This window comes from Sorangium sp. So ce1014, from assembly GCF_051521505.1.
GTDB lineage: Bacteria > Myxococcota_A > Polyangia > Polyangiales > Polyangiaceae > Sorangium.
Window position 1 is genome coordinate 2,918,201 of record NZ_CP150356.1, and the last position, 25,335, is coordinate 2,943,535.

General features: G+C 73.5%; 18 protein-coding genes. 5 read left to right on the forward strand and 13 right to left on the reverse strand.

Annotation, left to right across the window (positions count from 1 at the left end; translation table 11 throughout):
• Nucleotides 1-13 precede the first annotated feature (13 nt).
• From WME75_RS11295 to WME75_RS11310, 4 genes are all read right to left on the reverse strand, one after another.
• Nucleotides 14-865, reverse strand: a complete 852-nt coding sequence (locus WME75_RS11295) for a PhzF family phenazine biosynthesis protein (RefSeq protein WP_437489719.1) — start codon at nt 863-865, stop codon at nt 14-16.
• Between the two features lie 103 nt (nt 866-968).
• Nucleotides 969-1,850, reverse strand: coding sequence for a tRNA1(Val) (adenine(37)-N6)-methyltransferase (locus WME75_RS11300; RefSeq protein ID WP_437489721.1), 882 nt, complete (start codon nt 1,848-1,850; stop codon nt 969-971).
• Between the two features lie 59 nt (nt 1,851-1,909).
• Nucleotides 1,910-2,599 (reverse strand): hypothetical protein, encoded by a 690-nt coding sequence (locus WME75_RS11305; protein WP_437489724.1) that lies wholly within the window; start codon nt 2,597-2,599, stop codon nt 1,910-1,912.
• Nucleotides 2,600-2,842: 243 nt separating this feature from the next.
• Nucleotides 2,843-3,772: an SIMPL domain-containing protein gene (locus WME75_RS11310; protein WP_437489726.1), complete on the reverse strand. Its 930-nt coding sequence runs from the start codon at nt 3,770-3,772 to the stop codon at nt 2,843-2,845.
• 165 nt (nt 3,773-3,937) lie between these two features.
• Here WME75_RS11310 and WME75_RS11315 point away from each other — a divergent pair, with 165 nt between their 5' ends.
• Entirely contained in the window at nt 3,938-6,139 is a 2,202-nt protein-coding gene (locus tag WME75_RS11315; protein ID WP_437489728.1) for a serine/threonine protein kinase, read from the forward strand.
• Nucleotides 6,140-6,197: 58 nt separating this feature from the next.
• On the opposite strand, the gene WME75_RS11320 is transcribed toward WME75_RS11315, so the two are convergent.
• Genes WME75_RS11320 through WME75_RS11330 form a run of 3 tightly spaced genes read right to left on the reverse strand, consistent with a single transcriptional unit; the run spans nt 6,198 to nt 9,569 of the window.
• The gene (locus tag WME75_RS11320; RefSeq protein WP_437489730.1) at nt 6,198-8,669 is read right to left on the reverse strand and encodes a SpoIIE family protein phosphatase; all 2,472 of its coding nucleotides are present in this window, start codon (nt 8,667-8,669) and stop codon (nt 6,198-6,200) included.
• A gap of 17 nt (nt 8,670-8,686) precedes the next feature.
• Nucleotides 8,687-9,064 carry a hypothetical protein gene (locus WME75_RS11325; RefSeq protein ID WP_437489733.1) on the reverse strand — a complete coding sequence of 126 codons (378 nt, stop codon included), beginning with the start codon at nt 9,062-9,064 and terminating at the stop codon, nt 8,687-8,689.
• Nucleotides 9,045-9,569 carry a hypothetical protein gene (locus tag WME75_RS11330; protein WP_437489736.1) on the reverse strand — a complete coding sequence of 175 codons (525 nt, stop codon included), beginning with the start codon at nt 9,567-9,569 and terminating at the stop codon, nt 9,045-9,047. The genes WME75_RS11325 and WME75_RS11330 overlap by 20 nt, the downstream gene beginning before the upstream one ends.
• 367 nt (nt 9,570-9,936) lie before the next feature.
• Between WME75_RS11330 and WME75_RS11335 the strand changes: the two genes are divergently transcribed.
• Entirely contained in the window at nt 9,937-13,026 is a 3,090-nt protein-coding gene (locus WME75_RS11335; RefSeq protein WP_437489739.1) for a PQQ-dependent sugar dehydrogenase, read from the forward strand.
• A 75-nt stretch (nt 13,027-13,101) separates the two neighbouring features.
• Here the strand turns inward: WME75_RS11335 and WME75_RS11340 are convergent, their stop codons facing one another.
• Nucleotides 13,102-17,199, reverse strand: a complete 4,098-nt coding sequence (locus tag WME75_RS11340; protein WP_437489742.1) for a serine/threonine-protein kinase — start codon at nt 17,197-17,199, stop codon at nt 13,102-13,104.
• A gap of 399 nt (nt 17,200-17,598) precedes the next feature.
• Between WME75_RS11340 and WME75_RS11345 the strand changes: the two genes are divergently transcribed.
• Entirely contained in the window at nt 17,599-18,018 is a 420-nt protein-coding gene (locus WME75_RS11345) for a hypothetical protein (RefSeq protein WP_437489746.1), read from the forward strand.
• Between the two features lie 69 nt (nt 18,019-18,087).
• Here WME75_RS11345 and WME75_RS11350 read toward each other — a convergent pair whose 3' ends face one another.
• The gene (locus WME75_RS11350) at nt 18,088-18,624 is read right to left on the reverse strand and encodes an N-acetyltransferase family protein (protein WP_437489748.1); all 537 of its coding nucleotides are present in this window, start codon (nt 18,622-18,624) and stop codon (nt 18,088-18,090) included.
• Between the two features lie 209 nt (nt 18,625-18,833).
• Between WME75_RS11350 and WME75_RS11355 the strand changes: the two genes are divergently transcribed.
• Nucleotides 18,834-19,274 (forward strand): CBS domain-containing protein, encoded by a 441-nt coding sequence (locus tag WME75_RS11355; RefSeq protein WP_437489751.1) that lies wholly within the window; start codon nt 18,834-18,836, stop codon nt 19,272-19,274.
• A 175-nt stretch (nt 19,275-19,449) separates the two neighbouring features.
• On the opposite strand, the gene WME75_RS11360 is transcribed toward WME75_RS11355, so the two are convergent.
• The 3 genes from WME75_RS11360 to WME75_RS11370 all read right to left on the reverse strand — a co-directional run bounded on the left by WME75_RS11360 (nt 19,450) and on the right by WME75_RS11370 (nt 22,640).
• On the reverse strand, nt 19,450-19,824 hold the full coding sequence (locus tag WME75_RS11360) for a hypothetical protein (RefSeq protein WP_437489754.1): 375 nt from the start codon (nt 19,822-19,824) through the stop codon (nt 19,450-19,452).
• Nucleotides 19,825-19,944: 120 nt separating this feature from the next.
• Nucleotides 19,945-20,529 (reverse strand): hypothetical protein, encoded by a 585-nt coding sequence (locus tag WME75_RS11365; protein ID WP_437489757.1) that lies wholly within the window; start codon nt 20,527-20,529, stop codon nt 19,945-19,947.
• Entirely contained in the window at nt 20,526-22,640 is a 2,115-nt protein-coding gene (locus tag WME75_RS11370; protein ID WP_437489759.1) for a hypothetical protein, read from the reverse strand. Before WME75_RS11370 ends, WME75_RS11365 begins: the two co-directional genes overlap by 4 nt.
• A gap of 192 nt (nt 22,641-22,832) precedes the next feature.
• Here WME75_RS11370 and WME75_RS11375 point away from each other — a divergent pair, with 192 nt between their 5' ends.
• A complete protein-coding gene (locus WME75_RS11375; RefSeq protein WP_437489762.1) occupies nt 22,833-23,798 on the forward strand; it encodes a hypothetical protein in 966 nt (321 codons plus the stop codon).
• Nucleotides 23,799-23,968: 170 nt separating this feature from the next.
• Here WME75_RS11375 and WME75_RS11380 read toward each other — a convergent pair whose 3' ends face one another.
• Entirely contained in the window at nt 23,969-25,150 is a 1,182-nt protein-coding gene (locus tag WME75_RS11380) for a vWA domain-containing protein (protein ID WP_437489765.1), read from the reverse strand.
• Nucleotides 25,151-25,335 lie beyond the last annotated feature (185 nt).

A 25,335-nucleotide genomic window follows, 5' to 3' on the forward strand; every position in this document is an offset into this window, starting at 1 on the left:
CGCCAGGCGCGGATCAGCGGGCAGGAGGGCTGTCCGAAGGGGGAGAGCCCTCGCCCCGGATGTTCGGCTCCGCGCGGAGCTCGCCCTCCAGGATGGTGACGGCCTGGCCGCCCAGGTCGACGCGATCGCCGCGCAGGCGCACGCGCACCACGCCGCCCCGCGCCGAGGCCTGATAGGCCAGCATCTCGGCCTTGCCGAGGCGCGCAGCCCAGAACGGCGTCAGGCAGCAATGAGCAGAGCCGGTGACCGGATCCTCGTTGATGCCCGCGGCAGGGGCGAAGAACCGCGAGACGAAATCGAAGTCCCGGGACGAGCTCCGGCTCGTGATCATGACGCCCCGCGCGGGCAGCGTCGCGAGGAGGCCAAAGTCGGGCGTCGCCGCGCGGACCTCATCCTCCGACCCCAGCAGGACAAGGTAGTCGAACGCGTTCCTGCCAATGTAGAGCGGCTCCACGCGGAGCGCCTGCGCGAGGCCCGGGAGCGGCTCCTCCTTCTCTTCCCGCTTCGCCGGGAAATCCAGCTCGATCCAGCCGCCGTCGCGGCGAGAGGCGGTGAGCAGGCCGCTCTGCGTGAAGAAGCGAGCCTGCTCGTCGCGCGCGAGCAGGCCTGCCTCCCACAGCACATGCGCGCTCGCGAGCGTGGCGTGCCCGCAGAGCGCGACCTCCACCGCCGGGGTGAACCAGCGGAGATCATGGCCGCCGTCGCCGCGGGCGACCAGAAAGGCAGTCTCCGAGAGGTTCATCTCGCGCGCCACAGCCTGCATCCACGCCGCGGGGCGCGCCTCGGGCAGGACGCAGACCGCCGCCGGGTTGCCGCGGTACGGCTTGGCCGTGAACGCATCCACCTGGGTGATCCGAAGGCTCATCGCGAACGATTACCGCGGTCGTGCTCCACAGTCCACGCCGAAGCGGCCGACCTCGGACTCGTATGCTGGAGATCACCGAGATCCGTAGTGCGCGGACCCGCCGTCACACCGGCATTCCCATCGTCCGGAGGAGCGCGTTGTGCTCCTCCGTGAAGCGCCCGTTCGGGCCGCGCAGCACGAGCGGCGCCTCGTCGCGGCACGACGCCACGTCCCCGGCGCGGCGCAGGGCGTAGACCGAGAACAGCGCGGCCCTGCCCTCCTTCGGGACGACGTCGCGCCACGCCTCGAGCGCGAGCCCCGCCGCCGCCGCCGCCGCCTCGACCCGCCCCCGCTGCCGCGCCGACGCGCAGGCCACGAACGGCGCGCCGGGAGCGAGGAGGCGCGCCGCCGCGAGGCAATAGTCCTCCACGCCGCCCCGGTGCTCGAAGCGGCACGGGCCGCGCTGGACCCGATCGGACTCGATGCCTGTCCCGACCGGCAAGTACGGCGGCGTGCCCGTCACGAGGTCCGCCGGCCCGAGGCCGTCGAGCACCGCAGGGTCGCGCAGATCCCCGGACCGGACCTCGCAGCGCACGTCGACCCCGTTCCACGCGACCGAGCGCCGCGCCATCGCCGCGCTCACCTCCTGCGCCTCCACGCCCGCGCAGCGCGCGTCCGGAAAGCGCCACGCGGTGAACAGGAGCACCGTGCCGATCCCGCACCCGAGGTCCACCGCGCGGCGCGGGGGCGCGTGCCCCACCCGCTCGGCCGCGAACCAGGCGGTCACGAGATCGTCGGCCGACCAGCGGTGGCCGTCGAGCCGCTGAAGGATGCGGAAATCGCCCGAGAGATAGCAGAGGTCCTCGCCGGGGCCGGGCCAGACCTCCGGCCGCTCCGGCGTCACCGGCCGCGGCCCAGGGGCGACCCACCCGGGCGGCCGCCGCGCGGGCCGTACGACCCCGCCGGGCGGCGCGAGGGATGGCTGGACGTCAGGGGGAGCGCTCATCGGCCCCGATGTACCACGCCCGGCGGCATCAGGGGCTCGCGCAGTCCTCCCGCGCGGCGTCAGGAGTCCGTGCAGCCCTCTGCGAGCGAGGGATCATCGCAGAAGAGGCACGGGGTGGTCTCGCAGTCCAGCGCAGGACACGACGTCGGGCAGGTCGGCTCGTCCGGGTCGCAGGTGATGAGCTGCCAGGTGATCCAGCTCATGTCGTCCGGGTCGTCCGGGCAATTGCACTTGTTCTCGTTGAGGGCGTGCGATGCCATCATGGTGAGCGTGTGACACTCCCGCTCCGGCGTCACTCCGTCGTTCGGGATCGACTCGATGTTGAGGTCCAGCGTGCGCGTGAAGGGGCGCTGTCCGCCGGCGATGGTCCCCGCCGCGACCGACGGCGCGTCGACGGACCTCCGGTACGGGTACTTGTTCGAGGTGCGCCTCCCATAGTCGATGTACAGGGCGATCTGCACGGGCTCACCGTTGTCCTCGGACAGCACCGTCGCGCCGAAATCCTTGATCTTGTCCAGCGGGTTCAGCAGATCGATGTGCACGGGCCTGTACGGGGGAGGGAAGACCGCCGTGAGCACGGGCGCGGTCTTCTCGGGGGGCTCGTACGCCGGCGGCGAGATCACGAGGCAACCCGTGGCGGATACGGCGAGCGCCGCGGCCCCGAGCGAGCGCGCGAGCGCGGCAGAAGAACGCGTGCGCGCCGCGGGGAGGGCAGCGCGGAGGAGGGGAGGGCAGGGCGGAGCGGTCATGATGGCGCTGTAGAGGGGCGGAGGGGTGTGGGGTCAGGGCCGGACGCCGGAACTGTATCCGCCAGGGCGACGCGCGGCTGGAGATAGCTGCAATCCGACCACCGCTGCGCGCGGCGGCGCGCGGCGGCGCCGACTCGCCGCCGGGCGAAGCGCCGGCCGCTCAGCGCAGGAGGCCGAGGCTCGGCCCACGGGGAGCGAGCGCGCGATGGCCAGCGTGAAGCGACGGAGGCCTGCGCCGGGAGCTCACTTGCGCGGGCTCGCCGGCGCGCTCTCCAGGGCGTAGACGACCTTCACCTGCGTGCCGAACGACACCTCGCCGGGCGAGACGGGGGTGCCCATGTCCGCGGCGTACGACGCGGCAGCGAGGCGGGGGGCGTGGATCGGGCCCTGGTCGACGATCTCGCTGATCGCGACGACGCGGCCGAGCGAGACGCCCTGGAGCCTGGCGAGCGCCTCGGCGCGAGCCCGCGCGTCCGCGATCGCCTTCTCCCTCGCCTGCGCCTCGAGCGGGTCGGTCTTGTCGAGGCCGAACGAGATGCCCCACACGTTGTTCGCGCCGGCGGCCACGGCGGCGTCGAGCACCGCCCCGACCTGATCGAGGTTGCGCACGACGACCATCACCGTGTTGCTCACCTGATAGAAGTGCGCCGGCGGCGCCGGCTGGGCCGGGGCCAGATCGGGCGACGCCGGCGGCTTCTGCGCCGGAGGCGGCGCCGACTTCGGCCCTCGTCCAGCGGGCGCCGCGCGCCCCGCGGGCGCCGCGGGCGCCGCAGGAGCCACGGCCGGCGCGGGCGCCGAAAGGGGCTGCGGGGGATGCATCCAGGGCGGCACGTCGGCCGGCCGCACGAGCTGGATGGAGTAGTTGCTGGTCTGGATGTCCTTGTCGGCGACGCCGGCCTTCCTGAGCGCCGCGATGATCTCGGTCATGCGCGCAGCGGCCGACTTCGTCGCCTCGGCCACGGTGGGCGCCATGACCTCGATGCCCATCTGGGCGCGGGCGATGTCGGGCCTCGCGCTGACCTCGCCCCGGCCGACGACCGTGATGGTGTGGGACTCCGGAGCGACGGCCTGGGGCGGCGTCGCCTGCGCCGCGCACGCGGCGAGCAGGGGCGCGGTCGACAGCAGGAACGCGGCGAGACAAAGCCGGCGCGACAGAGAGCTCTGGTTCTTCATGCCCGTGCAACGCGCGACGCCCGCGCCGCCTTACAGGGCGCGCCGGGCGCGCCGGACACAACAGAGCGCGCGCCGGGCGCCGCGCGGGGGACGCCCGAGGGGGCCGCGTTGCCCCCCTCTCGGCAAGCTGTTCCACGGCGCGCCGGGTGCGCTATGGTCGTTTACGTGCTCACAATACCCAGCGATGAAGAGGCCCTCGGAGGTCTGCAGGGGGCCACGATCCCCAGCGACCTCTCGCCAAGCATCGGCTACCGGATCGTGTCGCGGGCCGGGGCCGGCGCGATGTTCGTCTCGTACTACGCGGTCCGCACCGCCCCCGAGGGCGAGACCCCCGTCGTCGTCAAGGTGCTGCGGCCGTCGCTCTTCCGGCAGATGGGTCCGTCGGCGGCCGTCATCGTGAAGAAGGAGGCGGTGTCCCTCGGCCGCCTCAACGAGCAGGTCCCCCCGACCCCCTTCGTGGTCCGGCTCATCGACACCGGCACGTTCGAGGTCCGCCGCGGCACGAAGACGCTCGACCTGCCCTGGATCACGATCGAGTACGTGCACGGCGGCGTCCAGGGCGTGACGCTCCGCCAGCGGGTGCAGGGGACGATCCAGGCCACGGGCCACGCGTTCGATCCGGCGCGCGCGACGCGCGCGATCGAGTGCATCTCGAGCGGGCTGTCGGCGGTGCACGACGTGGGCGTCATCCACCGGCAGCTCACGCCGGAGAGCATCCTGTGCTGCGGCTCCGGCGACGACGAGCTGTTCAAGATCAGCGACTTCGGCATGGCGCGGCCGCGCGGCATCCGCGAGACGATCATGGCCGGCGTCGTCGGCAGCTCCGGGGTCGCGCCGCCGGAGATGCTGTCCGCCGATCCGAGCACGATCGGCCCGTGGACCGACATCTTCAACCTCGCGTCCGTCATCTTCTTCCTGCTCACGGGCGAGCAGTTCATCGTCGCGGAGTCGCAGGCGCAGGCGCTCATGGCGGCGATGGCGCGCACGCGCCGGAGCCTCCTCGAGACGCGGTGGCTCCACCCCGCGCTGCGCGCGAACGACCAGGCGTGCAAGTCGATCGACTTCGCGCTCCGCTGGGCGTCCGCCGGCGAGGCGCAGGAGCGCCTCCAGGAGGCCGTGGCCGTCGCCGCGATGCTCTCGCCGTACCTCCGCCCCGCCTCGCCGGTCTCGGCGCTGGAGCAGCGGATCGTGGCGAGCGCGGGCGAGCAGCGCACGCGCGCCCAGGAGGAGATGGCGCCCATGACCCTCCCCGCGACGCACGTGAAGGCGCCGGCGCAGCTCAAGGGGGAGCTCGGCCAGACGCTGCTCTCGCCGCGCCAGCCGAGGGGCGCCGCCGCGGATCGCGCGCCGGATCGCGGCGCCGATCGCCCGAGCCCGGACCGCGCGATCGAGGCCGAGCTCATCAGCGCGCCGCCGCGCGCCAGCCGGGAGCCGCCGCCGCGGCAGTCGTCGTTCATCGTCGAGCGCTGGACGTGGAGCGTGCTCCACCACCCGAGCCTCGACTCGGTCATCCGGAGCGTGGCCTGGGACGGCTACGGCCGGTGCCTCGCGGCGGCGACGGGCGGGCTGCTCTTCTGGAACGGGACGAGCTGGAGCGAGGCGTCGTCCGGCGGCCTCCCGAGCCCGCAGGGCGTGCGCTTCGTGCACCGGATCGGGCCCGGGCGCTGGCTGCTCGGCGGCGACGCCTCGACGCTGGCGGTGTACACGACGGGCGGCGTCACGGGCGTCTTCCAGCTGCCGGGCGAGCCGCAGAGCCACGTCGCGCTGAGCGGCGACCTCGAGGACATGGGCATCCTGGTCTCGACGACGCCGAACGATCCGCGGCCGCTCCTGCACGCGTTCATCGCCAAGCGCTGGCTGCGGCCGATGCCGGCCGAGGGGGTCGCGCTGCTCGCCGCGGTCACGCGCGTCGAGGACGAGCGGTGGTTGCTCGTCGGCCGGTCGACCGCGGGCGAGGGGCTGGTCGCGCTCTACGCGCCGCTCGACTGGCACCTGGAGCGCATCCCCGCGCCGCCGGCGCGGGCGTTCGTCGCGTGCGCCGGGCGGCCCGATCTCGGCGTGGGCATCGCGGTCGGCGCGGACGGGAGCGTGGTCTGGCGGTACGGGCAGAGCGTCTTCACGGAGCACATCGAGCCGCGGCGCGCCCTGTCGGCGGCGACGATCGACGCGGAGGGCCGCGCCTGGGCGGGCAGCGCGGGGCGCATCTGGGTGCGGCGCGGCGGCATCCCGCCGATGGCGGGGACGTGGGAGTGCGTCTGGGAGAACGACGCCTGGGTCGGCCCGGTCGTGTCGCTGTTCGTCGACTCGGAGGTGGTCGTCGGGATCACGGCGGACGGCGGCATCATCGAGGGGCGCCTCGCCGGCTGACGGTCGGTAGCGCGCTGCCCGCTGTGACGCGCGCGCTCCTCCCCGAGGCGGAGCTGGGTTACCCGGCGCCCGGGGACGCGCGGTGCCTCGCCACGACGATCGTGATGTCGTCGTCCAGGCTCGAGCTCCAGCTCTCGACGTCCCTCACGATCCGGTCGCGGAGGACCTCGACGGGCGCGTCCTGGGAGACCTCGACGGCGGAGCAGAGCCGCTCCAGCCCGAACTGCTCCTGCTCCGCGTTGCGCGCCTCCGTCACCCCGTCGCTGTAGAGCACGAGGAGGTCGCCGTCCTCGAGGCGGAGCTCGGCGTCGTGGGTCATCGCGTCGATCGACGGGAGGACGCCGACCCACACGCCGGAGCTCGGGACGCACTCGCACCGCCGCGTGCCCGCGCGGCACACGACGATGTCGTCGTGCGCGCCGGCGAACGTCACCCGCCCGCTGCGCTCGTAGCGGAGCAGGAGCAGGGTCGCGTGCTCGTCGCGCTTCAAGCGCTCCCGGACGTTCTCGTAGAGCGCCCCGTTCAGCGCCGAGACGAGCTCGCCCGGGCTGGCCATCGGATCCCTGCGCGTCATGGCCGCGACCATGCTCTGGATCATCAGCATGACGAGGCCCGCCGCGAGCCCGTGCCCCGCGACGTCGCCGATCCCGAGCCACCCGCCCTCCTGCGTCGCGATCACGTCGTAGTAGTCGCCGCCGACCTCGGCGGCCGGCTTCATCATGGCGGAGAGCTCGAGCCCCTCCACGTGCAGCCGCGACGGGACGAGCGTGGTCTGGATGCGCTCCGCGACGAGGCTCTCCTGGCGGACCCGCTCCTGCTCCAGCCGCTCGCGTATCTCCACCTGCCGGACGATCTCGCGGTGCATCGACACGGCCTTCATCGCCGAGCCGATCTGGAGGCGCACCGCGTCGTAGACCACCTCGTTCGCGCCGCTGTTGAGGAGCGCGACGCCGAAGTGCTCCGTCTCGCCGAACGTGAGCGGCATCGCGATGACGCTCCAGCGCTCGGCGGAGCCCAGGAAGCCGGGCGGCGCGAGGCACGAGGACGCGAAGCTCGCGGGCGGCGGCTCCACCTCGCGGCTGTTCTCCATCAGGAAGAGCGACCGCAAGGTGGTGTGCCGCGGGTCGTCGTAGAGCGAGATGGCGACGTGCGTGAGATCCACCCTGGGCAGCTCCGCCGCGAGCGTGCGCCGGAGCGTGGGCATGCTCAGGCTTGTCGAGAAGCACCTGCCGGTCCAGCTGAGGTGGATCGACGCGCGCTCCAGGGACAGCCGCTTCTCGCCCTCGGCGCGCGCGGAGGCGTGGCCGATCAGGATGCGGGACGCGTGCCAGAGCCGCTCGAGGTCGTCCTCGGGGGCGCCGGCGGGCGCCCGGCGGACCCGCGCGCGGAGCAGCGTGATCGCGCCCTGGAGCTGGTCGAGCGCGACGCCCTCGCGCCCGGCCGCGTCGAGGACGCCCTGGAGCGCCCGCAGGAAGCGGCCCTCCTGCCCGGCGAGCTCCTCCTCGAGCGCCGAGAGCAGCTCCCGGGGCCAGGCCCTGAGCGACGCGGCCGAGGCGGTCACGGACCGCGCGAGCGCGCGCTCCAGGTCCTCCCGCTGCTCGGCGATGGAGAGCGGCTCGCCGCGCGAGGACGCCCCGGCGGACGCGCGCGGGAGGGCGGCGTAGTAGCCGCAGCCGCACGACTCGCGCCGCGTGAGCTCGACCGGCAGCAGGCTGCACGCCGGCACCCGCTCGCCGCCGAGCTGGCGCACGACCGTCGTGACCGCGAGCGCCCCGAGCTCCTTGATCGGCTGGCGGACGGTGGTCAATGACGGCCTCGTGACGCGCGACACGGCGACGTCGTCGAACCCGCACACGAGGACGTCGCCCGGGACGTCGACGCCGTGGGCCTTCAGCGCGTCCATCGCGCCGAGGGCCATGTTGTCGTTGCCGGCGATGACGGCGTCGAAGTCGACCCCGCGCGCGAGGAGCTCGCGCATGGCGCGGCGGCCGCCGTCGATCAGGAAATCGCCGAACACGAGGAGGCGCTCGTCGTAGGGGAGCGCGCGCGCCTCGAGCGCCCTCCGGTACGCCCTGGCGCGCAGCTTGGCCTCCTCGTTGTCGACCGGCCCGCTGATGTACACGACGCGCCGGCACGCGTGGTCGTCGAGCACGTGCGCGACCGTCGCCTCCACCCCGAGCGCGTTGTCGACGATGACGCTCGGGATGCCCTCCATCGCGAGCCCCACGCTGCACATGGGCAGGGACGTGTACGATCGGCAGAACGCGTACGCTCCCTCGACGCCGAGGTGCTTCGTGAGCGCCGACGAGACGATCACCAGCCCGTCGACCGTCGCCGCGCCGACGAGCGCATAGATGCTGCCCCGGGCGTCCAGGGTGTCACCCCGGCGGGCGCCCGTCTCCCCGAAGGCGACGACGAGGTTGACGTCGTGCGCCTCGGCGGCGCGCTCGACCCCGAAGCGCACCTCGGACTGGTACTCGCCGCAGAGAGAGTCGGTCAGGAGGGCGATCGTGGGCCGCTTCGCCGTCATGCTCGAGCGCTCCCGGCTCACGCCTCGTCGATGGACACGAGGCTCGGGGACATGCGCTGGAGGGCCGCCAGGCTGCGCCGCTGCCACCCGAGCCGCGCGTCCGTGACGAACCTGATCTCGCACCCGAGCCCGTGGGCGGCGACGCCGCAGATGAAGGCGATGAACGCCTTCAGGCAGCTCGAGTTCAGGAAGTACAGGGCGCGTATGTCGAACTCGACGGTGGTCAGCGAGAGGCGCTTCACCTCGAGCTGGACCTCATTGCAATAGCTGCCGAGCGGCGCGGCCGCCGCCATGTCGCCCGTCCCGGTGAGCTTGATGCTGAGCCGATCGCCGCTGAGGGCAGGCTCGATGCCGAAGCTCTCGGTGACGACGGGCTCAACCCTTAAGCTGCTCATTCAGCCTCCACCGCTCGAGCGGCGCGTGCGCGATGATCGTGAGCTCGTTGCCCTCGATCTTGTAGTCGACGTCGAGCCCTCCCTCGGCGCGGACGCGCGCGAGGCCCAGGCCGGAGACGCCCTCGATCATCGCTGTCTCCGTGATGAGCTCGTCGTAGTGCTTCAGCGGGTCGCTCGCGGTCTTCAGATCGAGCAGCCGCTTCTCGACCTCCCGCAGGCGCTCCGGGGACGCCTCGTTGCGCGCGCGGATCTTCATGATGTGCGACCTGTCGTCCTCCTCCAGCGCGAGCTCGAGGCTGACGCGAGGGCCGGTGGAATACTTGGTGATGTTCTCGGCGAGCTCATGCGCGGCCATGTAGAACCGCGAGCTCACGTTCGCGTCGTCCAGCACCGCGCCGCAGAAGCTGGACACAAGCCGCAGCACCGCCGTCGCCAGGCGCTCGCTCGGAAAGAAGGTGATGCAGAGGAATAGCGAGGCGCTCTGCGTTGGTTCGGGGGATGACACAATCTGTCATTATACGCGGCCCTCGCGCCGGATCCAACCGGGGACTTCGGCGAGCGGCGTGACGGCGTGACGGCGCGGGGCGAACGGCGCACTTCATGTGGGCCGTGACGCGGCGCGCTGTCGCGATCGAGTGGCACATTCATTGATGTGATCTCGGCGCCCATCGATGGCGAGGTGTGTCCGTGGATCCGGTCGGGTCCCCGAGCGCCTCGCGCACAACTGCCGTCGCCTGCGGGAGAGATCCCGGCGGGCAACCCCACCAGGAGGTGATTGCTGTATGAAACGACGACCCCTCTCGCCCGGGCCGCTCGGGCCACCCGTCTGCCGCGGTCGCCGCTCGGGGGCGATATCGCGCGTGCATCCCCTCGTGAGGCGCGGCGTCCTTGCCGGAGCCGCCGCCGCGACCCTCAACTGTAGTACAGGGCCCGGGGCGGAGCGCGACATCGCGCAGGGAACCGGCGGCATCGACGATGTGGGGGAGGGCGACTCCGGCGATTCGCCCGCTCCTGGTCACGCTCTTGGTCACGCTCTTGGGCCCGCTCATGGCGCGGCTCGCGCGGCGCTCTCGAGCGATGCAATGGTGTGCGTCTCGATCCAGCGTGGAAGGCCTGGCACGGTGAGAGATGCGACACTGTGGCAAAATGCTCCAGCGTGGAGCGACTCGGCGTCTCCGAACCTCTCGACGGGATCCGCCGGGAGCGCGGGCCGCCGCCGGTCCGTCGTGCAGTTCGACCTCGCTCCCGTGCCCACAGGCGCGACGGTCGTCTCTGCGTCGATGATCTTCCATCAGACGTACAAGACCGAGCGCAGCGCGATCAGCGTTCATCGGGTCGTGGTCCCGTGGGAGGAGCGCACCGCCGCGTGGCGCAGCGTCGGCGACAGCGGCTTCGAGCGGGAGAGCGCGGCGACGATCGCGGCCGAGGCAGGCGTCGGCGCCCGCGCGGCGGACGTGTCGTCGCTCGTCCAGGCGTGGGTGCTCGGGACCGCGCCGAACCACGGCGTGCTCCTCGATGAGGCGCCGGCGCACCGTACCGACCTGAGGAGCAGCGAGATCGGCAACGTGGAGGAGCGCCCCCGGCTCGACGTCTGCTACGTGACCTGCTCGGACGGCGCGAGGAACGGCCTCGAGGCGGGCGTCGACTGCGGTGGGCCGCACTGCGCTCCCTGCTCGGGCGCGACGACCGGCACGCCGAGCTCCACGGGCGATCCGTGCGCCGACTCGGCCGCGCTCCCGCCGGATCCGTCGCCGCCCGAGCGGCTCTCCGAGACCGGGCTCTATGCCGATATAGCGACCCGGTCGCGCGCGGCGAACACGCTCGAGTTCCGCCCCGCTTTCGAGCTCTGGTCGGACGGGGCAGCCAAGCGGCGCTTCGTGTACCTGCCGCGCTGCTCCACCGTCGATACGAGCGACATGGATCACTGGTCGCTGCCGGTGGGGACGCGCTTCTGGAAGGAGTTCCGCGCCGAGGGCGTGGCCGTGGAGACGCGGCTCATCCACCGGTTCGGACCGGGGATCGACGACTGGGTGTTCGCCGCGTATGCGTGGGATCCGTCGGGGAACGACGCGTTCCTTGTCGAGGACGGCGTCGAGGACGCGCGCGGGACCGCGCACGACATCCCGCGGACCGCGGACTGCTGGGAGTGCCACGGCAAGCTCCCGGAGCGCATCCTCGGCTTCAGCGCGCTCCAGCTGAGCCACCATGGCCCGGGCGAGACGATCACGTCGCTGAGCAACGCCGGGCGGCTCAGCGTGCCCATGCCGGGAGGGGTCCGCCCGCCGGGCGACGCGACGGCGGCCGCGGCGCTCGGGTATCTCCATGTGAACTGCGGCAACTGCCACAACAGCGCCGGCGTCGCGACCCTGCGGACACGCCTGCTCGCGGCGAACACCACCGTGGAGAGCACCGACATCTACACGACGGGCGTGGGCGTGACGCCCAGCTTCTGGGAGCCCGGCGTGGTCCACAGGATCGCCGCGGGAGATCCCGAGTCGAGCGCCGTGGTGCGGCGGATGGCGCACCGCGGCTCCAGGGCGCAGATGCCGACGATCGGGTCGGAGGTCATCGACACGGCGGGGCTCGCGACGGTCCGCGCGTGGATCGAGGGGCTGCGGCCGCCGGCCGGGGCGGCGAGCGGCGCCGGCAGCGGCGCGGCCAGCGGCAGCGCGAGCGCCGGCAGCGGGAGCTCAGGCGCCGGCGGTGCGAGCACCGGCACCGGCGCGGGCGGCGGCAGCGCCGGCACCGGGAGCTCCAGCGCGAGCACCGGCGGCGGCAGCGCCGGCACCGGGAGCTCCAGCGCGAGCGCGGGCGGCGGCAGCGCCGGCCCCGCGTGCTCCGGGGTGCCGCGCCTGAAGCTCACGCAGATCGCCTCCGGCCTCGAAACGCCCCTCTTCCTCACGAGCCCGCCGGGCGACACCTCGAGGAGGTTCGTCCTCGAAAAGGACGGAGTCGTCCGCCTCATCAAGAACGGTGTCCTCCTGTCCACGCCGTTCCTCGACCTCCGGGGCGGGACCTCGTGCCCGCCGTCGCATCCGGCGAGCGCACACCCGCTCGTGTGCACGCCCAGCCCGACCGCGGAAGGCGGACTGCTCGGGATGGCGTTCCACCCGAGCTACGCGACGAGCGGCAGGTTCTGGCTCTTCTACACCGCCGCGCCCAGGGGCAACGTCACGATCGCCGAGTTCCGCCGCTCGGCCACGAACCCGGATGTCGCCGACACGTCGGCGGGGAGCCTGCCTGTCCGGACGCTCCTCGATGCGAGGCACGGCGGCTGGAACCACGTCGGCGGTACGCTCGCGTTCGGACCGGATGGTCATCTCTACGCGTCGGTCGGCGACGCGGCCGTCACGCCGTACTCGACCTCTCCGGCCAGGGACCTCTCGTCGCCCCTCGGCAAGATCCTGCGGATCGACGTGACGACCGGGCTCGGGCCGTCCGGCAATCTCTCCGGCGCAGGGGTGAACCCGCTCGTGTGGGATTACGGGCTGCGCAATCCGTGGCGCTTCAGCTTCGACCGGCGCACGGGAGACCTCTACATCGCCGACGTGGGACAGAACGCCTGGGAGGAGCTCAACATCGAGCCGGCCGGCACCGGGCGGCGCAACTACGGCTGGCCGACGATGGAAGGCGACCACTGCGTCTCGTCCGGGTGCTCCCGCGTCGGGGTCGCGCCCGCCGTGGAGCACAGCCATTCGAGCGGAGAGGGCGGCTCGATCACCGGCGGCCACGTCTACCGCGGCTCGGCCATTCCGTGCCTCCAGGAGAGGTACGTTTACGGCGACTACGGGACACACCGCTTCTGGACGCTGCGGTGGGACGGCGGGGCGGTGCGGGATCACGTGGAGATCACGGCGGACCTCGCGTCGAGCCTGCCGGCTGCCTCGTTCGGCGAGGACGCCGCCGGCGAGCTCTACGTTGTGATGCTCACCGGGGAGGTGTTCCGCATCGATCCGAGGTGAGGCCGAGGTGAGGCCGAAGTGAGGCCGAGGTGAGGGCGCCGCGTCGCAGGGGGTGGCTCGCCCGCGAGCGCAGGGCTAGCCGGCGAGCTGCCCGTACCCCGCCCGGAGCTTCGCGAAGCGCGGGCGCCACGCCCTGCTCTCGGCGAGCAGCGGCGCGGTGCGCGCGAGCAGCAGGGCCACGTCCTCGGGGCGGCCGGCGTCGAGCAGGGCGCGCGCGCGCCAGTAGAGGAGCTCGACCCGCTGGTCGGCGCTCAGCCCGCCGCCGAGCTCGCCCGGCGGCTCCCCCTCCTCGCGCATCGTCGCCCGCGTGCGCGCGCCCTCCATGCTGTGCCGCGGGTCCCTCACGGCGAGCTGCATCACGCCGAGGAGCGCCTGGGCGTACGGCGGCAGGTCCGCGACCGCCCCCTGCGCCCTGAGCCACCGGAGCTGCCGGCTCGCGTCCGCGTGCTCGTCGCGCATCGCGTGGATCCGCGCGAGGAGGAGCGCGCTGCTGTAGACGGGCCGGTCCTTGAACTGCTCGTCCAGCGAGCGCACCTGCCGCACGAGGGGCAGCGCGTCGTCCTCGCGCCCCCAGAGGTAGAGCAGCTCCGCGAGCTTGATCGTCGCCTCGCGCTCGGCCCAGGTGTTGGCCTCCTCGCGGGCGAGCCGGACCGCGCGCCTGAGGTCGGCCATCCCGCGATCCGGCGCGTCGAGCGCCGGCCAGAGCTCCGCCCGGCGGACGAGCGCCGCGCAGAGGTGGACCCGATCGCCGCGCGCCTCGCAGCTGCGCACCGCCTCGTCGAAGCGCTGCTCCGCCTCGTCGAGGTGGCCGCACCGCATGAGGACGCAGGCCAGCAGCGTCAGCCCGGTCACGTGCGTGTCGTGGTCGGCCTCGCGGACCCGCTCGGCGCCCTGCGTCAGCCGCTCGAGGGCGTCTTCCAGGTTGCCCTTGCGGAACGACGAGCGGCCGGCGGCGACCTCGAAGCGCGCGGCGAGCGCCGGGTCGACGTGGCCTTCGCGGACGTCGAGCAGCGGGATCACCTCCTCGACCCGCGCCGCCGACTCCTCCCAGGCGCCGGCCCAGTCGAGCGCCGTCGCCTCCTCGAGCAGCGCCTCCGCGATCATCCGCGGATCCTTCATCGTGCGGGCCAGCGCGCCCGCGGAGCGGAGATCGTCGAGCGCCTCGCCGGTGCGCAGGACGCGGTAACGCACGCGCGCGCGGCCGAGCAGCGCGAGATAGCGCTGGCGCTGATCGTCGCCGTCGGCCCAGAGGAGCGCGGACGAGTAGTGGCCCTCCGCCACGGCGTTGTTGTGCCGGTCGCGGTGCAGATCGCCGAGGATCAGGTAGGCGTCCGCCGCGCGGGCGTGCGCCCCGGCGGCCGCGGCGTGCCACGCGACCGGCTCGAGCAGATCCGGCGCCCTCGGCTGGGCCTCGGCCAGGCGCTCCCAGACGGCGAGCGCGTGCCGGTGCATCCCCGCGCGCTGCTCCTCCGTGAGGAGCGCGTAGATGGCCTCCTGCAAGAGCGCGCTCCGGAAGGCATAGCGGGCGCCCCCGCGCGGGGCGCCCTCGCCGCGCACGGCGTCGTGCGCGCCGCGGGGAGCGAGGATCCCCCGCGCGACGAGCGCGCGCAGGCCGCTCGGGACGTCGAAGCGCGGCGCCGCCGCGTCCTCGCGCTCGCCTTCGCGCTCGAGCGCGCGCTGCACGCCCGCCGCCACGTCCTCCGAGAGCTCGAAGCCGAGCACGGCGCAGAGCTGCGCGCACGCGCCGAGCTCCGGCGGGAGCGCCTCGAGCTGCAGCGCCGCGGACCACTGCCACGCGGGCGACGGCGGGAGCTTCTCGAGCTCGGCGGTCGCGAGCTGGTAGCTGCTCGAGCGCGCCCGCAGCCGCACGAGGCCCGCGCGCTTGATCGCGCGGGTGAGCTCCACGAGGCAGCGGGGGTTGTAGCCGGCCCACGCGCAGATGCGCCGGAGGGCGGCGCTCGGCGGGTGCTCCGCGGGCCGGAGGAGCTCCGCGCAGAGGAGGAGCCCGGCGGCGTCGTCGAGCGGCAAGAGCGCGACCTGGTCGCGCGCGTGATCGCGGGCGCTCAGCGCGTGGCGTCGCGCCGCGAGCTCCGGCGCGCCGGTGAGGAGCACCCAGAGCGGGAGCTGCGCCTCGCGCCGCGTCGCGAGGTCGAGCGCGTCGAGCGCGGCGCTGTCGGCGAAGTGCGCGTCGTCGACGATCACGACGACGGGGCGCTCCGTCGCCCGGCGGCGGAGCCCCTCGGCGATCGCGCGGATCACGCTGCCGCGGCGCGCCGGCGGCGGCGGGTCGGACGAGCCGTCGAGCCAGCCGAGGGAGGCGGCGACGGCGGGCCACACGTCGCCGCCGAGCGGCTCGCCGAGCCGCTCGATGCAGAGCGCGCGCGGGTCGCGGGGCGCCGCGCGCGCGCTGTTCTCCGCGCTGCTCTCCGCGCCGTCGTCCACGCCGAGCACCTCGGCGAGCAGGGCGGCCGCGGTCTGTCCGGATCGGCCCCCGGTGCGTCCGGAGAGCTCCAGCTCGGCGCGCACCGAGATCACGAGCGCGCCGGGGTGCGCGAGCCGGCTGCTCTCGGCGATCTCGTCGGCGAGCCGCGACTTGCCGACGCCGCGCTCGCCGATCAGGGCGCACAGGCCGGGCCCGAGGCCCGCGAGGGCGCGCTCGCGGCTCCCCTCGACGGCGCTCTGGGGGTCGCCGCGCCCGACGAGCGGCGGCGGCGCGGCGCGCGCTGCGTCGCGCTCGCCCGGGGACAGGGGCGCCTCCTGCGCGAAGAAGTAGCGGCCGTCCTCGCTCGCCGCGGCGACGTCGAAGCCGGGGTGCGCGGTGACGAGCTCGGCGCTGAGCGCGATCCCGCGCCACGGATCCGCGGGGAGCCACGCCTCGGGTCGCTCCACGGCGAGCCCGGTGACGGCCTGGACGCTGTCGCCCTCGCGCGCCTCGCGCCGGAGCTTCAGCGGCGCGACGTGGATCGCGAGCGGCGCGCCGACCGACGCGACGATCTCCCGCCCCGCGAGCAGCGCGCGCTCCGCGGCCGCCTCCTTCGGCCCGGGGAAGATCGCGACGAAGCGGTAGCCGCGCTGCCGCGCGAGGTGCCCCTCGTGCCGGGCCACGGCGGCGCGGACCTCGGCCTCGGCGCCGCGGGCCTCCAGCGCGAGCACCACCGTGTCCTGCCGGTCCGAGGAGCTGCTGGCGGCGTCCTCCACCGCGGCCTCCGCGGCGCCGGCGGCGCCGCCCTCCGGAGCGAGCACCGCCGCGCCTGCCGACGCGAGCGCGGCCCGCAGGCCAGCGGCGTCGTGCGGGCGGAGCGCCCGCTCCTTGGCGAGGCAGGCGAGGACGAGGGCCTCGATGGACGGCGGGACCGGGGCGAGCTCGCTCGGCCGGGGGGGCTGCCGGCCGAGGTGCCCCTGCGCGACGTTCGCGCGATCGCCCGCGAACGGCGGGCGCTGCGTGAGCAGCTCGAAGAGGAGCGCGCCGAACGCGTAGAGGTCCGCGCGCCCGTCGATCGGCTCGGCCCGGAGCCGCTCGGGCGAGGCGTACTCGGGGGTCCCGAGCAGGACGCCGAGCGTGGTGAGCGCGCTGTCCGCCGGGTGGCAAACGACGCCGCGATCGCGCTGCGCGAGGCCGAAGTCGAGGAGCCGCACGCCCCCGCCGGGCTCGAGGAAGAGGTTCTCGGGCGCGAGGTCCATGTGGACCAGGCCGCGCTCGTGCACGACCTGGAGGCAGCTCAGCACGGCGAGCGCGACCTCGAGGGCGGAGCGCAGATCGAGCGCGGCGGGCAGGCCCTCGAGGCGAGCGGCCAGCGTCTCGCCCTGGAGCCGCTCCATGGCGATGTACGCGCGCCCGTCCTCGAGCACGCCGTTCTGGAGCAGGCGCGGCGAGACCGGGGGGCCGAGCTGCTCGAGCGCCCACGTCTCGCAGCGGAAGCGCTCGCGCGCGAGGAGCGAGTGGGCCCTGCTGATCTTGAGCACGGCGGGGGCGTCGTCCTCCAGCCGCGTCGCGCCCCAGACGACCGAGAACGCGCCCGCCGCGAGCGGCTGGCCAACGAGGAAGCCCGCGAGGGACGGCGGCGTCTCGGCGCCGAGATCGATCGGCGCGGCGCGGAGCGGCGCCAGGGCGCCGTCTGCTGGGCAAGGAGCGAGGGCTGCAAGTCGGCGATGGCAGGATGGGCAGCGCGGCAAGAAGACCTCGAAATGACCTCGGAATGGGGGGCCGGCGCGATACGTGGCCGATATTACCGGGTCTCCGCGCGTCACGAGCGAGAAAAGCCACGTTGCACGCGCAGCTTTACGCCCCCGGCAAAAGCGCACGGCGCAGGTCGCACCCGACAGCGTGGGCGTCGTGTCGACACGGGGGGACAGGTGCGGCGAGGGTCGCAGTGCGCGAAACGCGCGGCGGTCATCGCCTGCGAGCGGCGGGGTGGCCTGGCGGGGGGCCGGGTATCCGGCGGACCCACCTGCGGAGCGGCGGAGTCGGGTCGCTCCGGGGAAACGGCAGAGTCCGGTGGCTGGTCGGGGTGCGGCTCGGCGCGCGGGGCCGGGAGCTGTGGTGTATGCTGCGCCGATAGGTCGGAGGGTTGGATGATCCATCGACAGACAGGCGAGCTCGAGCTCGCATCCGGGGTCCGCATCGGACCCTCGTACTCGGAAGCGCAGTTTTTGTCGTCACCGCTCGCGCGGACGGCCAACGCCCTGAGCCAGGCGCAGCCGTGGAGCGGTTACCGGACGGCGCGCCAGCGCATCGGCTTCCGGACCTTCCGCGTCACGCTGCACTTCTGCAGCGGCAAGATCGCGTGGGTCGAGCTCTTCGAGGTGGGCGCGGAGTCGAAGGCGTTCTGGAACGACTGGTCCGAGAAGGAGGAGGCCGAGCGCAAGGCGAACCACGATGCCTGGCTTGAATCGATCCTCGGCGCGCCGCCGTACGAGTATCCCTGGGGAAAGATCACCTCCCAGTACGACCCGCGGGGCGGCTACAGCAGCATCGTTGTGCGCTTCGCCTAGCGCCCAGGCCCGGGCTGTCCGCCGGCGTCCCTCGGACGGGGGCGCTGCGGCGCTCGCCGGTGAGGGGCGCTACAGCGCTCGCCGGTAGCGGACCTCCGGCAGGCTGCTCGCGCCGACGCGCGCTCGCCGCCGCGCGCCGTCGCGGGCGAAGCCGGAGAGCTCGTAGAAGCGGCGCGCCCGGGTGTTCCCCTCGAGGACCCAGATCGTCATGGTCCGGTGGCGGCGCTGGGCGAGGTCGGCCTGCGCGGTGTCGAGCAGCGCGGCGCCGAGGCCGCGACCCCACGCGGCGGGCAGGAGGTAGATCGTGTAGAGCTCGCCGACCTCGAAGGGATCGTCGTCGTCGTCGCGCGTCGGTCCGGCGCTCGCGAAGCCGAGCACGGCGTCCGCGGCGCAGAGCAGCCAGGCCCGCGTGCCTGTCGCGGCGCCGTGGCTCAGGATGCGTTGCCAGCTCGCCTCGCGCAGCCGCGGGGAGAGGGCGTTGAGGTCGTCCGCCGGGACGAGGCCGAGGTAAGCCGCCCTCCAGGAGTCGACCTCGACGCGCGCGATGGCGGCCGCGTCTGCCGGCTGCGCTCGGCGGATGACGGCCCTCGTGATCCGCTCCGACATGGTGTCTCGCGTCCCAGTATGCCTGGCGTCGCGGCGGGAGGCGCTGCCGTTGTGTCGTCCGGAGCGCTCGCCGGCCGGGCGCGCGATCAAGCGGCGCCCGACGCCGCATTCATCACGCTGCTCCATCCGCTGCCGGCGCCGGTCCCCTAAGGTGCGTGTGTGCGCGGTGACGCAACCGAGCGCTGCAAACGGAGCCGAAGGAGGAAACCATGCTGTGCAAGGAGATCATGAAGAGAGAGATCCAGAGCGTCATGACCGAGGACACGATCCAGACGGCTGCGTGCAAGATGCGCGATGCGAACGTCGGCTTCCTTCCTGTCTGCGACGACCAGGGGAAGGTGCTCGGTACGCTCACGGACCGCGATCTCGCCATCCGGGTGCTGGCCGACAACCGCCCGCTGAGCACGAAGGCGGGCGACGTCATGACCCGCGCGGTGGTCGCGTGCCGGCCTGACGACGAGGTGCAGCGCGCCGAGCAGCTGATGGGGCAGCACCACAAGTCGCGCGTCCTGTGCACCGAGGCGGACGGCCGGCTGGTCGGCATCATCAGCCTGTCGGACATCGCGCAGCGCGAGGACGACAAGAACACGGCGCAGACCATCCGCCGGGTGACCGAGCGGGAGGCGGCTCAGGGGGCGAGGGCGCAGTAGCCGACCTGCGGCGATCGCGAAGGGAGCTGCCTCGACGGGCTTTCCGGGCCCGGGCTGGACGACCCGGCCGGGGCGGCCCTGCGCGAACCGCGCGTCGAGGCGGGCCGAGGAGGGCGGCCTCGCGCCGGCCCCCGGGGGGGCATGACGCCGAGCCCGGGGGTCGCGAGCGGTCACGTCACCTTTCCGGGCCCCGCAGCGCTTCGACCAGCGCCTCGACGAGCGCCCGCACCGGCAGCGAGGGCGCCCGCTCGCCGAGCAGCTCGAGCACGTCCTCGTCGTCCTCGCCGCACGAGAGCTGCACGGCCGCGACCACGGTCCCATCGCGCTCGACCGCCAGGTCGAAGATCCCCTCCTCGTCGCTCACCGGCACGCCGAGCAGCGCCGACAGCCGGCGGCCCAGGAGCTCGGCCAGCGGCTCGTCCCCGTCGAGGCTCGCCTCGTCGGGCTCGATCCTGGCCTGGACCGCGCGCGCCGGCCCCCCGCTCACCTCGGCGCCCTGGCGATCGAGCCGGAAACGCAGGCCACCTGCCTCGAAGAATCCCGTCGTCACGCGCTGGATCAAGGCATGGCGCGCTCGCCCCGGCAAGCCGGTCCGACCGCGAGCGCTTCCGCCGCGGGTCCCGGCGCGGAGTTGCCCCTGGGGCGCCGCAACGGCGCGCCCGACGGGGGCTCAGAGCACGCTGACGAGCGGCCCGGCGTCGCCGTCGAGCCATTGCTCGGAGATCACGAAGCTCGTCGAGATCCCGATCTGACCGCGGTATGCCGAGGTGCCCGCGAGGATCTCGATCACCCTCCGGTCTCCGCGGCGGACGGGGAAGGCCACGGAGACGCCGCTCGCGAGCTCCTCGCCATTCTTCTGGTCCAGCGAGAACCACGCCTCCCCGGCGCTCGCACCGAGCGTCCTCACGGCGGCCAGCGAGGGCGCCGTGCAGTCGATGCGCAGCCACTCGCGCCGCATCCGCGCCTTGCATGCGGCGCCGCTCCTGTCCCGCGCGAGCCGCACCGGCTCGGCGGCGTCCCACTCCGCCGCCGCGGGCCGTGGCGTCCGCTCGGGCGCAGGCGGCGCCTCCTCCAGCGCGCGCACCCTGGATGCTGCCGCGGCCTCTCTCCCGTCCGGGAGGCCTGCCCCCGTCTCCGCCCGAGGTCCGATCGCGGCGCCGTCCGGCTCGGCTGTCCGGGCGATCAGCGACTCCGAGGCTTGCGCCGGCGCGAGCGCGCCGAGCAGGACTGTACCGATCCACGGGAGCTTCTTCATAACGTCCTCAGGAAGGCGACGAGCGCCGCCTTGTCTTTCCTCGACATGTGGCTTGTGCGGCCCATGCGGTCCTCGTTCTGCTCGACGAGCGGTTCGAGCGTCCTCGCGGAGCCATCGTGGTAATAGGGCGCTGTCCCGGCGATGAAGCGCAGGGAGGGCGTCTTGTACACCGTGCCCTTCTTTTCCCTGTAGAACCCGGGCCGAGCGACGAGGCCCGGCATCGGGTAGCCTGTCCGATCGGTGTACTCGGTCTCGGGCACATGGCAGCGCGAGCACTGCGCGGCCTCGCTCGTGAAGAGCGCGAAGCCGTGCTTCTCCTCCGGCGTGAGCGGCCTATCCTCCCTCGGCGGAGGCACGAGGCCCTCGCGGAGGAAGCTGGCCAGATAGCTCGCGCGCAGCGAGCGCGCGCCGTCCGCGCCGCCGCCCATCCCCCATCGATGCAGGCCGAAGCCCTCCAGGATGCGCGCGGCGAGGAGCTCGCTCTGGGCGTTCCAGCCATAAGGGCCCTCGGCCGAGACGCGCCCTGCGAGCATGGGTGTCTGTCGAGCCACGCCGCCCGCGAGCCCTGCCATCGGCCGGTTATCGGCGGATCCGAAGAAATTGGCGAACTCGCCGCCGCTGACCTCGTGCCACACGTGGCCGTCGTCGCGCCCATCGGGGTGACACCCGGCGCACCCGAGCCCGCCGCTCGTGATCCAGTCGGTCGCGTTGTAGAAGAGCTTCCGGCCGATGGCGGCCTGCTCGGGGAGCGGGGGCTTGGCCAGCCGGATGAACGGCACGGGTCCCGGCTCGTAGGGAACACCTGCCTTGTGCTCGTCGAGACGGACGAGGGCGAGGGTGTCGGTCGAGCGGCAGTACACCCAGGCCAACGATTCGTCCCCGGAGAGGGCGACGCCGCTCGGCGCGCCGCACAGGGTCGCCACGCCGGCGTCGCGCGAGAGGGCGTCCAGGGACCCGGGCGCCGCGCCGGCGAGCGCCGGTGAGCTGCCGAGCGGGTACGTATGGAGAGGCCGGAGCGTCGGCTCGACCGAGAGCGCATCGAGCTCCACCAGGGCGTCGGTGCCCTCGCTGGCCACGAGCAGCGTGCGGGTGCTCTCGCGGTACACGAGGGCGCGCGGCTGGACGAACGGGGCGAGCTCGCTCCTGGGTGCTTCGAGCTCCTGGTCGCCCGCGATGTCGAGCTCGAAGTCCCGCGCGAGCCGGCTCGGGGCGCCCTCGCGGCGGCGCGGCGCGAGGGGCTCGTCGTTGCCCGTGACCAGGACGTCGACCGTGGCGGCGCCGAACCACGAGAGCTCGCCGATCGCGCCGAGCGCGTGGCGCGCGACGAACAGGCGGCGGCCGTCCGGGGAGAGCGCGGCCGCGTATCCGAGCGAGGCAGCGCGCGGCTCGTCCGGAGGGGCGCGGTAGGGCGACGGGGAGAGCGCGATCGGCCTCGCCTGGGGCGGAGAACGCAGGTCGATCCGGGTGAGCGCCGCGGACGTGAGGTGCGTGATGTACGCGGCCGCGCCGTCCTCGCGGACCACGACGCCGCGGGGCTCGCGCGGGACGTCGATCGACCATGACCTCGTGGCGGTCGCCAGATCCACCGCGGAGACCTTGCCGGTCCACGCGCTTGTGACGATGGCGGTGCGCTCGTCCGGCGTGATCGCCAGCCCCCAGGCGTCGGCCGGCAGCGGCACGCGCGCGACCTCCACGAGCCCCGCGGTCGGATCCGGCTGCATCACGAGCAGCAGCCCGGGATCTCGGATCGTGACGAGCACGCGGCCCTCGAGCGCGAGGACCTGCGCGGGGCGCCCCGGCATCGCGATCGCGATCGGCGGGGCGCTCACGTCGACGGGCAGCGGGATGCGCCGGAGGGCGCGGTGGTCCTCGTCGGCCAGGTAGAGCGCGTCGTCCTGCGGCGCGCGCACGAGCGCGCCGCCGGTTCGCAGGACCGCGCGGAGCTTCGGGGACGGCGGCGGCGGGGACGGTGGTGGTGGTGGAGACGGCGGCGGAGTGGCGGTCTCCGCGGCACCGGCATTGCGCTCGTCCGGCGCGGTTTGCCTGGAGGGGCTCGAGCAGGCCGCGGCGAGGACCGCGGCGAGAAGGAGAGTCGATGTTCGCGGCTTCATCGGGCGCCCGCGACAACGACAGCGCGCACCGGAGTTATTCCAGGATTCGCCGGATCCGGTTCTCCGCGCTGCGGCCGGCGACCCGACACTGCGCCATGGCGCCGCCACCTGCCCGACGGCACGCGTCACCCCGGAATCCCCTGAGTTCTGCCCCCTGAACCCCTGGTACGCGATCTGCCATGAGCGCCGCGCATGGGAGACGCCGACATCACCTTGCGCCACCTCGCCCGGAGGCGCCCCGAGGACCTGGTGCGCGCCCTCGTCCCGGAGAGCCGCCCCATCGAGGTCCTCGGCTGGATCGACAGCCAGGTCACCCACATCGAGCGTCGCCTGGACAAGGCCCTGCGCTTGCGGATCGACGGCGAGCCACGCGTGCTGCACGTCGAGTTCTGCTACGCGCTCCGCGACGACGTTCCGGATCGCGTCTTCGAGTACCTCGGCTTCCTCTTCGCCGCGCTTCGCCTCGAAGCCCCCGGCGAGCCCGTGCCGCCGATCGAGAGCGTCGCCGTGGTCCTGTCGGGCCGCAGGCGACGCTTGCCGGCGACGGGCAAGCGCCGCATCGCCTGGCCGGGGCGGCCGTTCAGCGGCGCGCACTTCCGCGTCGACGCCGTCTACCAGCGCACGGTCTCCGAGCTCCGGTCGCGCGGCAGCGTGCTCTGGCTGGTGTTCACCCCGCTCGCACGTAACGCGACCGCGGCGGCGCTGCGGGACATCGTCAGGGAGATCCACGCGGGGGCGAAGACCGCCGAGGAGCGGGCCGAGCTGTACACGGCGCTCCTGGTGATGGCGACCATCGACCCCTGGGGGCATAATCTCCTGAAGGAGCTCATCATCATGATCGAGGACAAGGAAGAGGGGCTGCTCCGGCGCACGCCGATCATCGGGGAGATGATCATCGAGGCCGAGCGACGCGGCGAGCAGCGCGGCGAGCAGCGCGGCGAGCAACGAGGCGCGGAGCGCGGGGAGCAGAAGGCGATCGCGGAGCTGCTCGGTCGCCTCTTCGCGCGGCGGATCGGGCGCCGGCCGACGGCCGAAGAAGAGCGCTCGATCGTCGAGCGAGCTCGCTCGATCGGTCCAGGCGAGGTCGAGGATGCCTTGCTCGATCTCGAGGGCGAGGCGCTGGTTCGCTGGCTCGCGGAGCCGATTCGCCCCTCGTGAGCCGGTCCAGCGCCTGCCTCTTCCGGGACGACGCCATGCCTGACGGCGCTCCGCCCGTCTCCCTGCGCGAGGTCTCCCGCGGCAACCTCGGCGCTGTCCTCGATCTCTCGGGCTCCTCGGGCGCAAGGGATGCCATCGACGGGTCTTTCAGCAGGACGAAGCCCGCAGGCTCAATACGCGAGCACCTCGCCGCCCGACGAGAGCTCGCACGCGCCGTCCAGGGGATCGCCGCCCGTGCGGAGGATCTCGGACGGCTCCGGCTCGTGGTAGACGCCGGAGAGCGCGATGTCGACCATGCGCAGGATCGCGCGATCGAGCTTTGTCACGTAGTAGCAGGGGATCGTCGGCTCCTTGTGAGCGCCGCCAACCCCGGAGTCATCGGTCAAGAAGAGGTATCGGCCGCCCGTCAATTGCGCGGCTGAGCGCATGGTGAGCTCGGTGAGCTCGTCCACGCCGCTCGACGCGACGGGATAGACCGCCACCCCGCGGTCCTTCAGGGCTTGTATCCCGTCGGCCATGGCCGCCGCGTTGCTGTCGTGGTGGGGCGCGTCCGCGACCCAGAAGGCGAGGCGCGCTGTGTCGCCGCCCGTGCTCCAGGCGAGATCGGCCGCCTTGGAGAGCGCCTTGTCGGGCGCCTCCGGGAAGTCGCCGCCGCCGCCGGCCGCCTGCTCGGCGAGCTTCACCTGGAACTCGCCGGGATCGTTGCGGAAGTCGAACCACCGGACGACGTAGTCGTCCTCGGTGTCTCTATAAAGGACCAGCGACCAGCGCTGCTCGGCGTTCGGGTACTTGGCGAAGATGGAGTCGGAGAGGGCGATGAACTCCGTCTGGAGATACGCGATCTCGTCGCCCATGCTGCCGGTCGTGTCGATGATGAGCGAGACGTCGAGCGTCTCCCGCTTCACTGGAGGCGCCGCGAAGAAGCTGTGCGCGGCCTGGTGATCGGCCTCGGTGAAGGGCATGAGGCCCGGGAGCTGCTGCGCGTAGAGCGTGCTCCGGTACGAGAGGAAGAAGTCGAAATTGCGATTGTCGTCCCAGACGCCCGCGGTGAGCGTGCCTGGCTCGATGCTGCCTCCGCCGCCGGTGCCTCCGCCGCCGGCGCCTCCTCCGCCGCCGCTGCCGGGGGAGCCGACGCCGCCTGCGAGATCGCCGCCGTCCGCCGGACCTCCCGTGCCGGCCGAAGCGGTGCCGTCGACCTCGCCCGTACCAGGGCCCGTCCCCGGGATCTCGCCGTCGCTGCCCGTCCCCGGGATCTCGCCGTCGCCACCGTCGTCTGAGCTCGAGCTGACCGAGCACGCCCCGAGAGCGAGAAGGCATCCCACCGTGAAAGCGATGCGGAAACAGGTACGCATAGGGTCTCCTTGGCCGCCGGGGTCCTCACGTGCCGACGTCGGACGCGGCCAGGCGTGCTGCAAAGCATGGAGCGTACCGAGCCCGGCTCGCGCGATCTCCGGCGTTTGCGTGGCTGCCCGTGGTGCGGTCTGTGCCAGGACGCGCCGGAGCGCGACCCCGACGGCACAGGCGCTCGCGGTACCGT

What these genes read in the sequence shown, in the direction of transcription:
- WME75_RS11375 (WP_437489762.1), top strand. Translation starts at nt 22,833, where the DNA reads ATGGGAGACGCCGACATCACCTTGCGCCACCTCGCCCGGAGGCGCCCC.
- WME75_RS11295 (WP_437489719.1), bottom strand. Translation starts at nt 865, where the DNA reads ATGAGCCTTCGGATCACCCAGGTGGATGCGTTCACGGCCAAGCCGTAC.
- WME75_RS11370 (WP_437489759.1), bottom strand. Translation starts at nt 22,640, where the DNA reads ATGAAGCCGCGAACATCGACTCTCCTTCTCGCCGCGGTCCTCGCCGCG.
- WME75_RS11320 (WP_437489730.1), bottom strand. Translation starts at nt 8,669, where the DNA reads ATGACGGCGAAGCGGCCCACGATCGCCCTCCTGACCGACTCTCTCTGC.
- WME75_RS11305 (WP_437489724.1), bottom strand. Translation starts at nt 2,599, where the DNA reads ATGACCGCTCCGCCCTGCCCTCCCCTCCTCCGCGCTGCCCTCCCCGCG.
- WME75_RS11380 (WP_437489765.1), bottom strand. Translation starts at nt 25,150, where the DNA reads ATGCGTACCTGTTTCCGCATCGCTTTCACGGTGGGATGCCTTCTCGCT.
- WME75_RS11325 (WP_437489733.1), bottom strand. Translation starts at nt 9,064, where the DNA reads ATGAGCAGCTTAAGGGTTGAGCCCGTCGTCACCGAGAGCTTCGGCATC.
- WME75_RS11345 (WP_437489746.1), top strand. Translation starts at nt 17,599, where the DNA reads ATGATCCATCGACAGACAGGCGAGCTCGAGCTCGCATCCGGGGTCCGC.
- WME75_RS11350 (WP_437489748.1), bottom strand. Translation starts at nt 18,624, where the DNA reads ATGTCGGAGCGGATCACGAGGGCCGTCATCCGCCGAGCGCAGCCGGCA.
- WME75_RS11365 (WP_437489757.1), bottom strand. Translation starts at nt 20,529, where the DNA reads ATGAAGAAGCTCCCGTGGATCGGTACAGTCCTGCTCGGCGCGCTCGCG.
- WME75_RS11355 (WP_437489751.1), top strand. Translation starts at nt 18,834, where the DNA reads ATGCTGTGCAAGGAGATCATGAAGAGAGAGATCCAGAGCGTCATGACC.
- WME75_RS11300 (WP_437489721.1), bottom strand. Translation starts at nt 1,850, where the DNA reads ATGAGCGCTCCCCCTGACGTCCAGCCATCCCTCGCGCCGCCCGGCGGG.
- WME75_RS11310 (WP_437489726.1), bottom strand. Translation starts at nt 3,772, where the DNA reads ATGAAGAACCAGAGCTCTCTGTCGCGCCGGCTTTGTCTCGCCGCGTTC.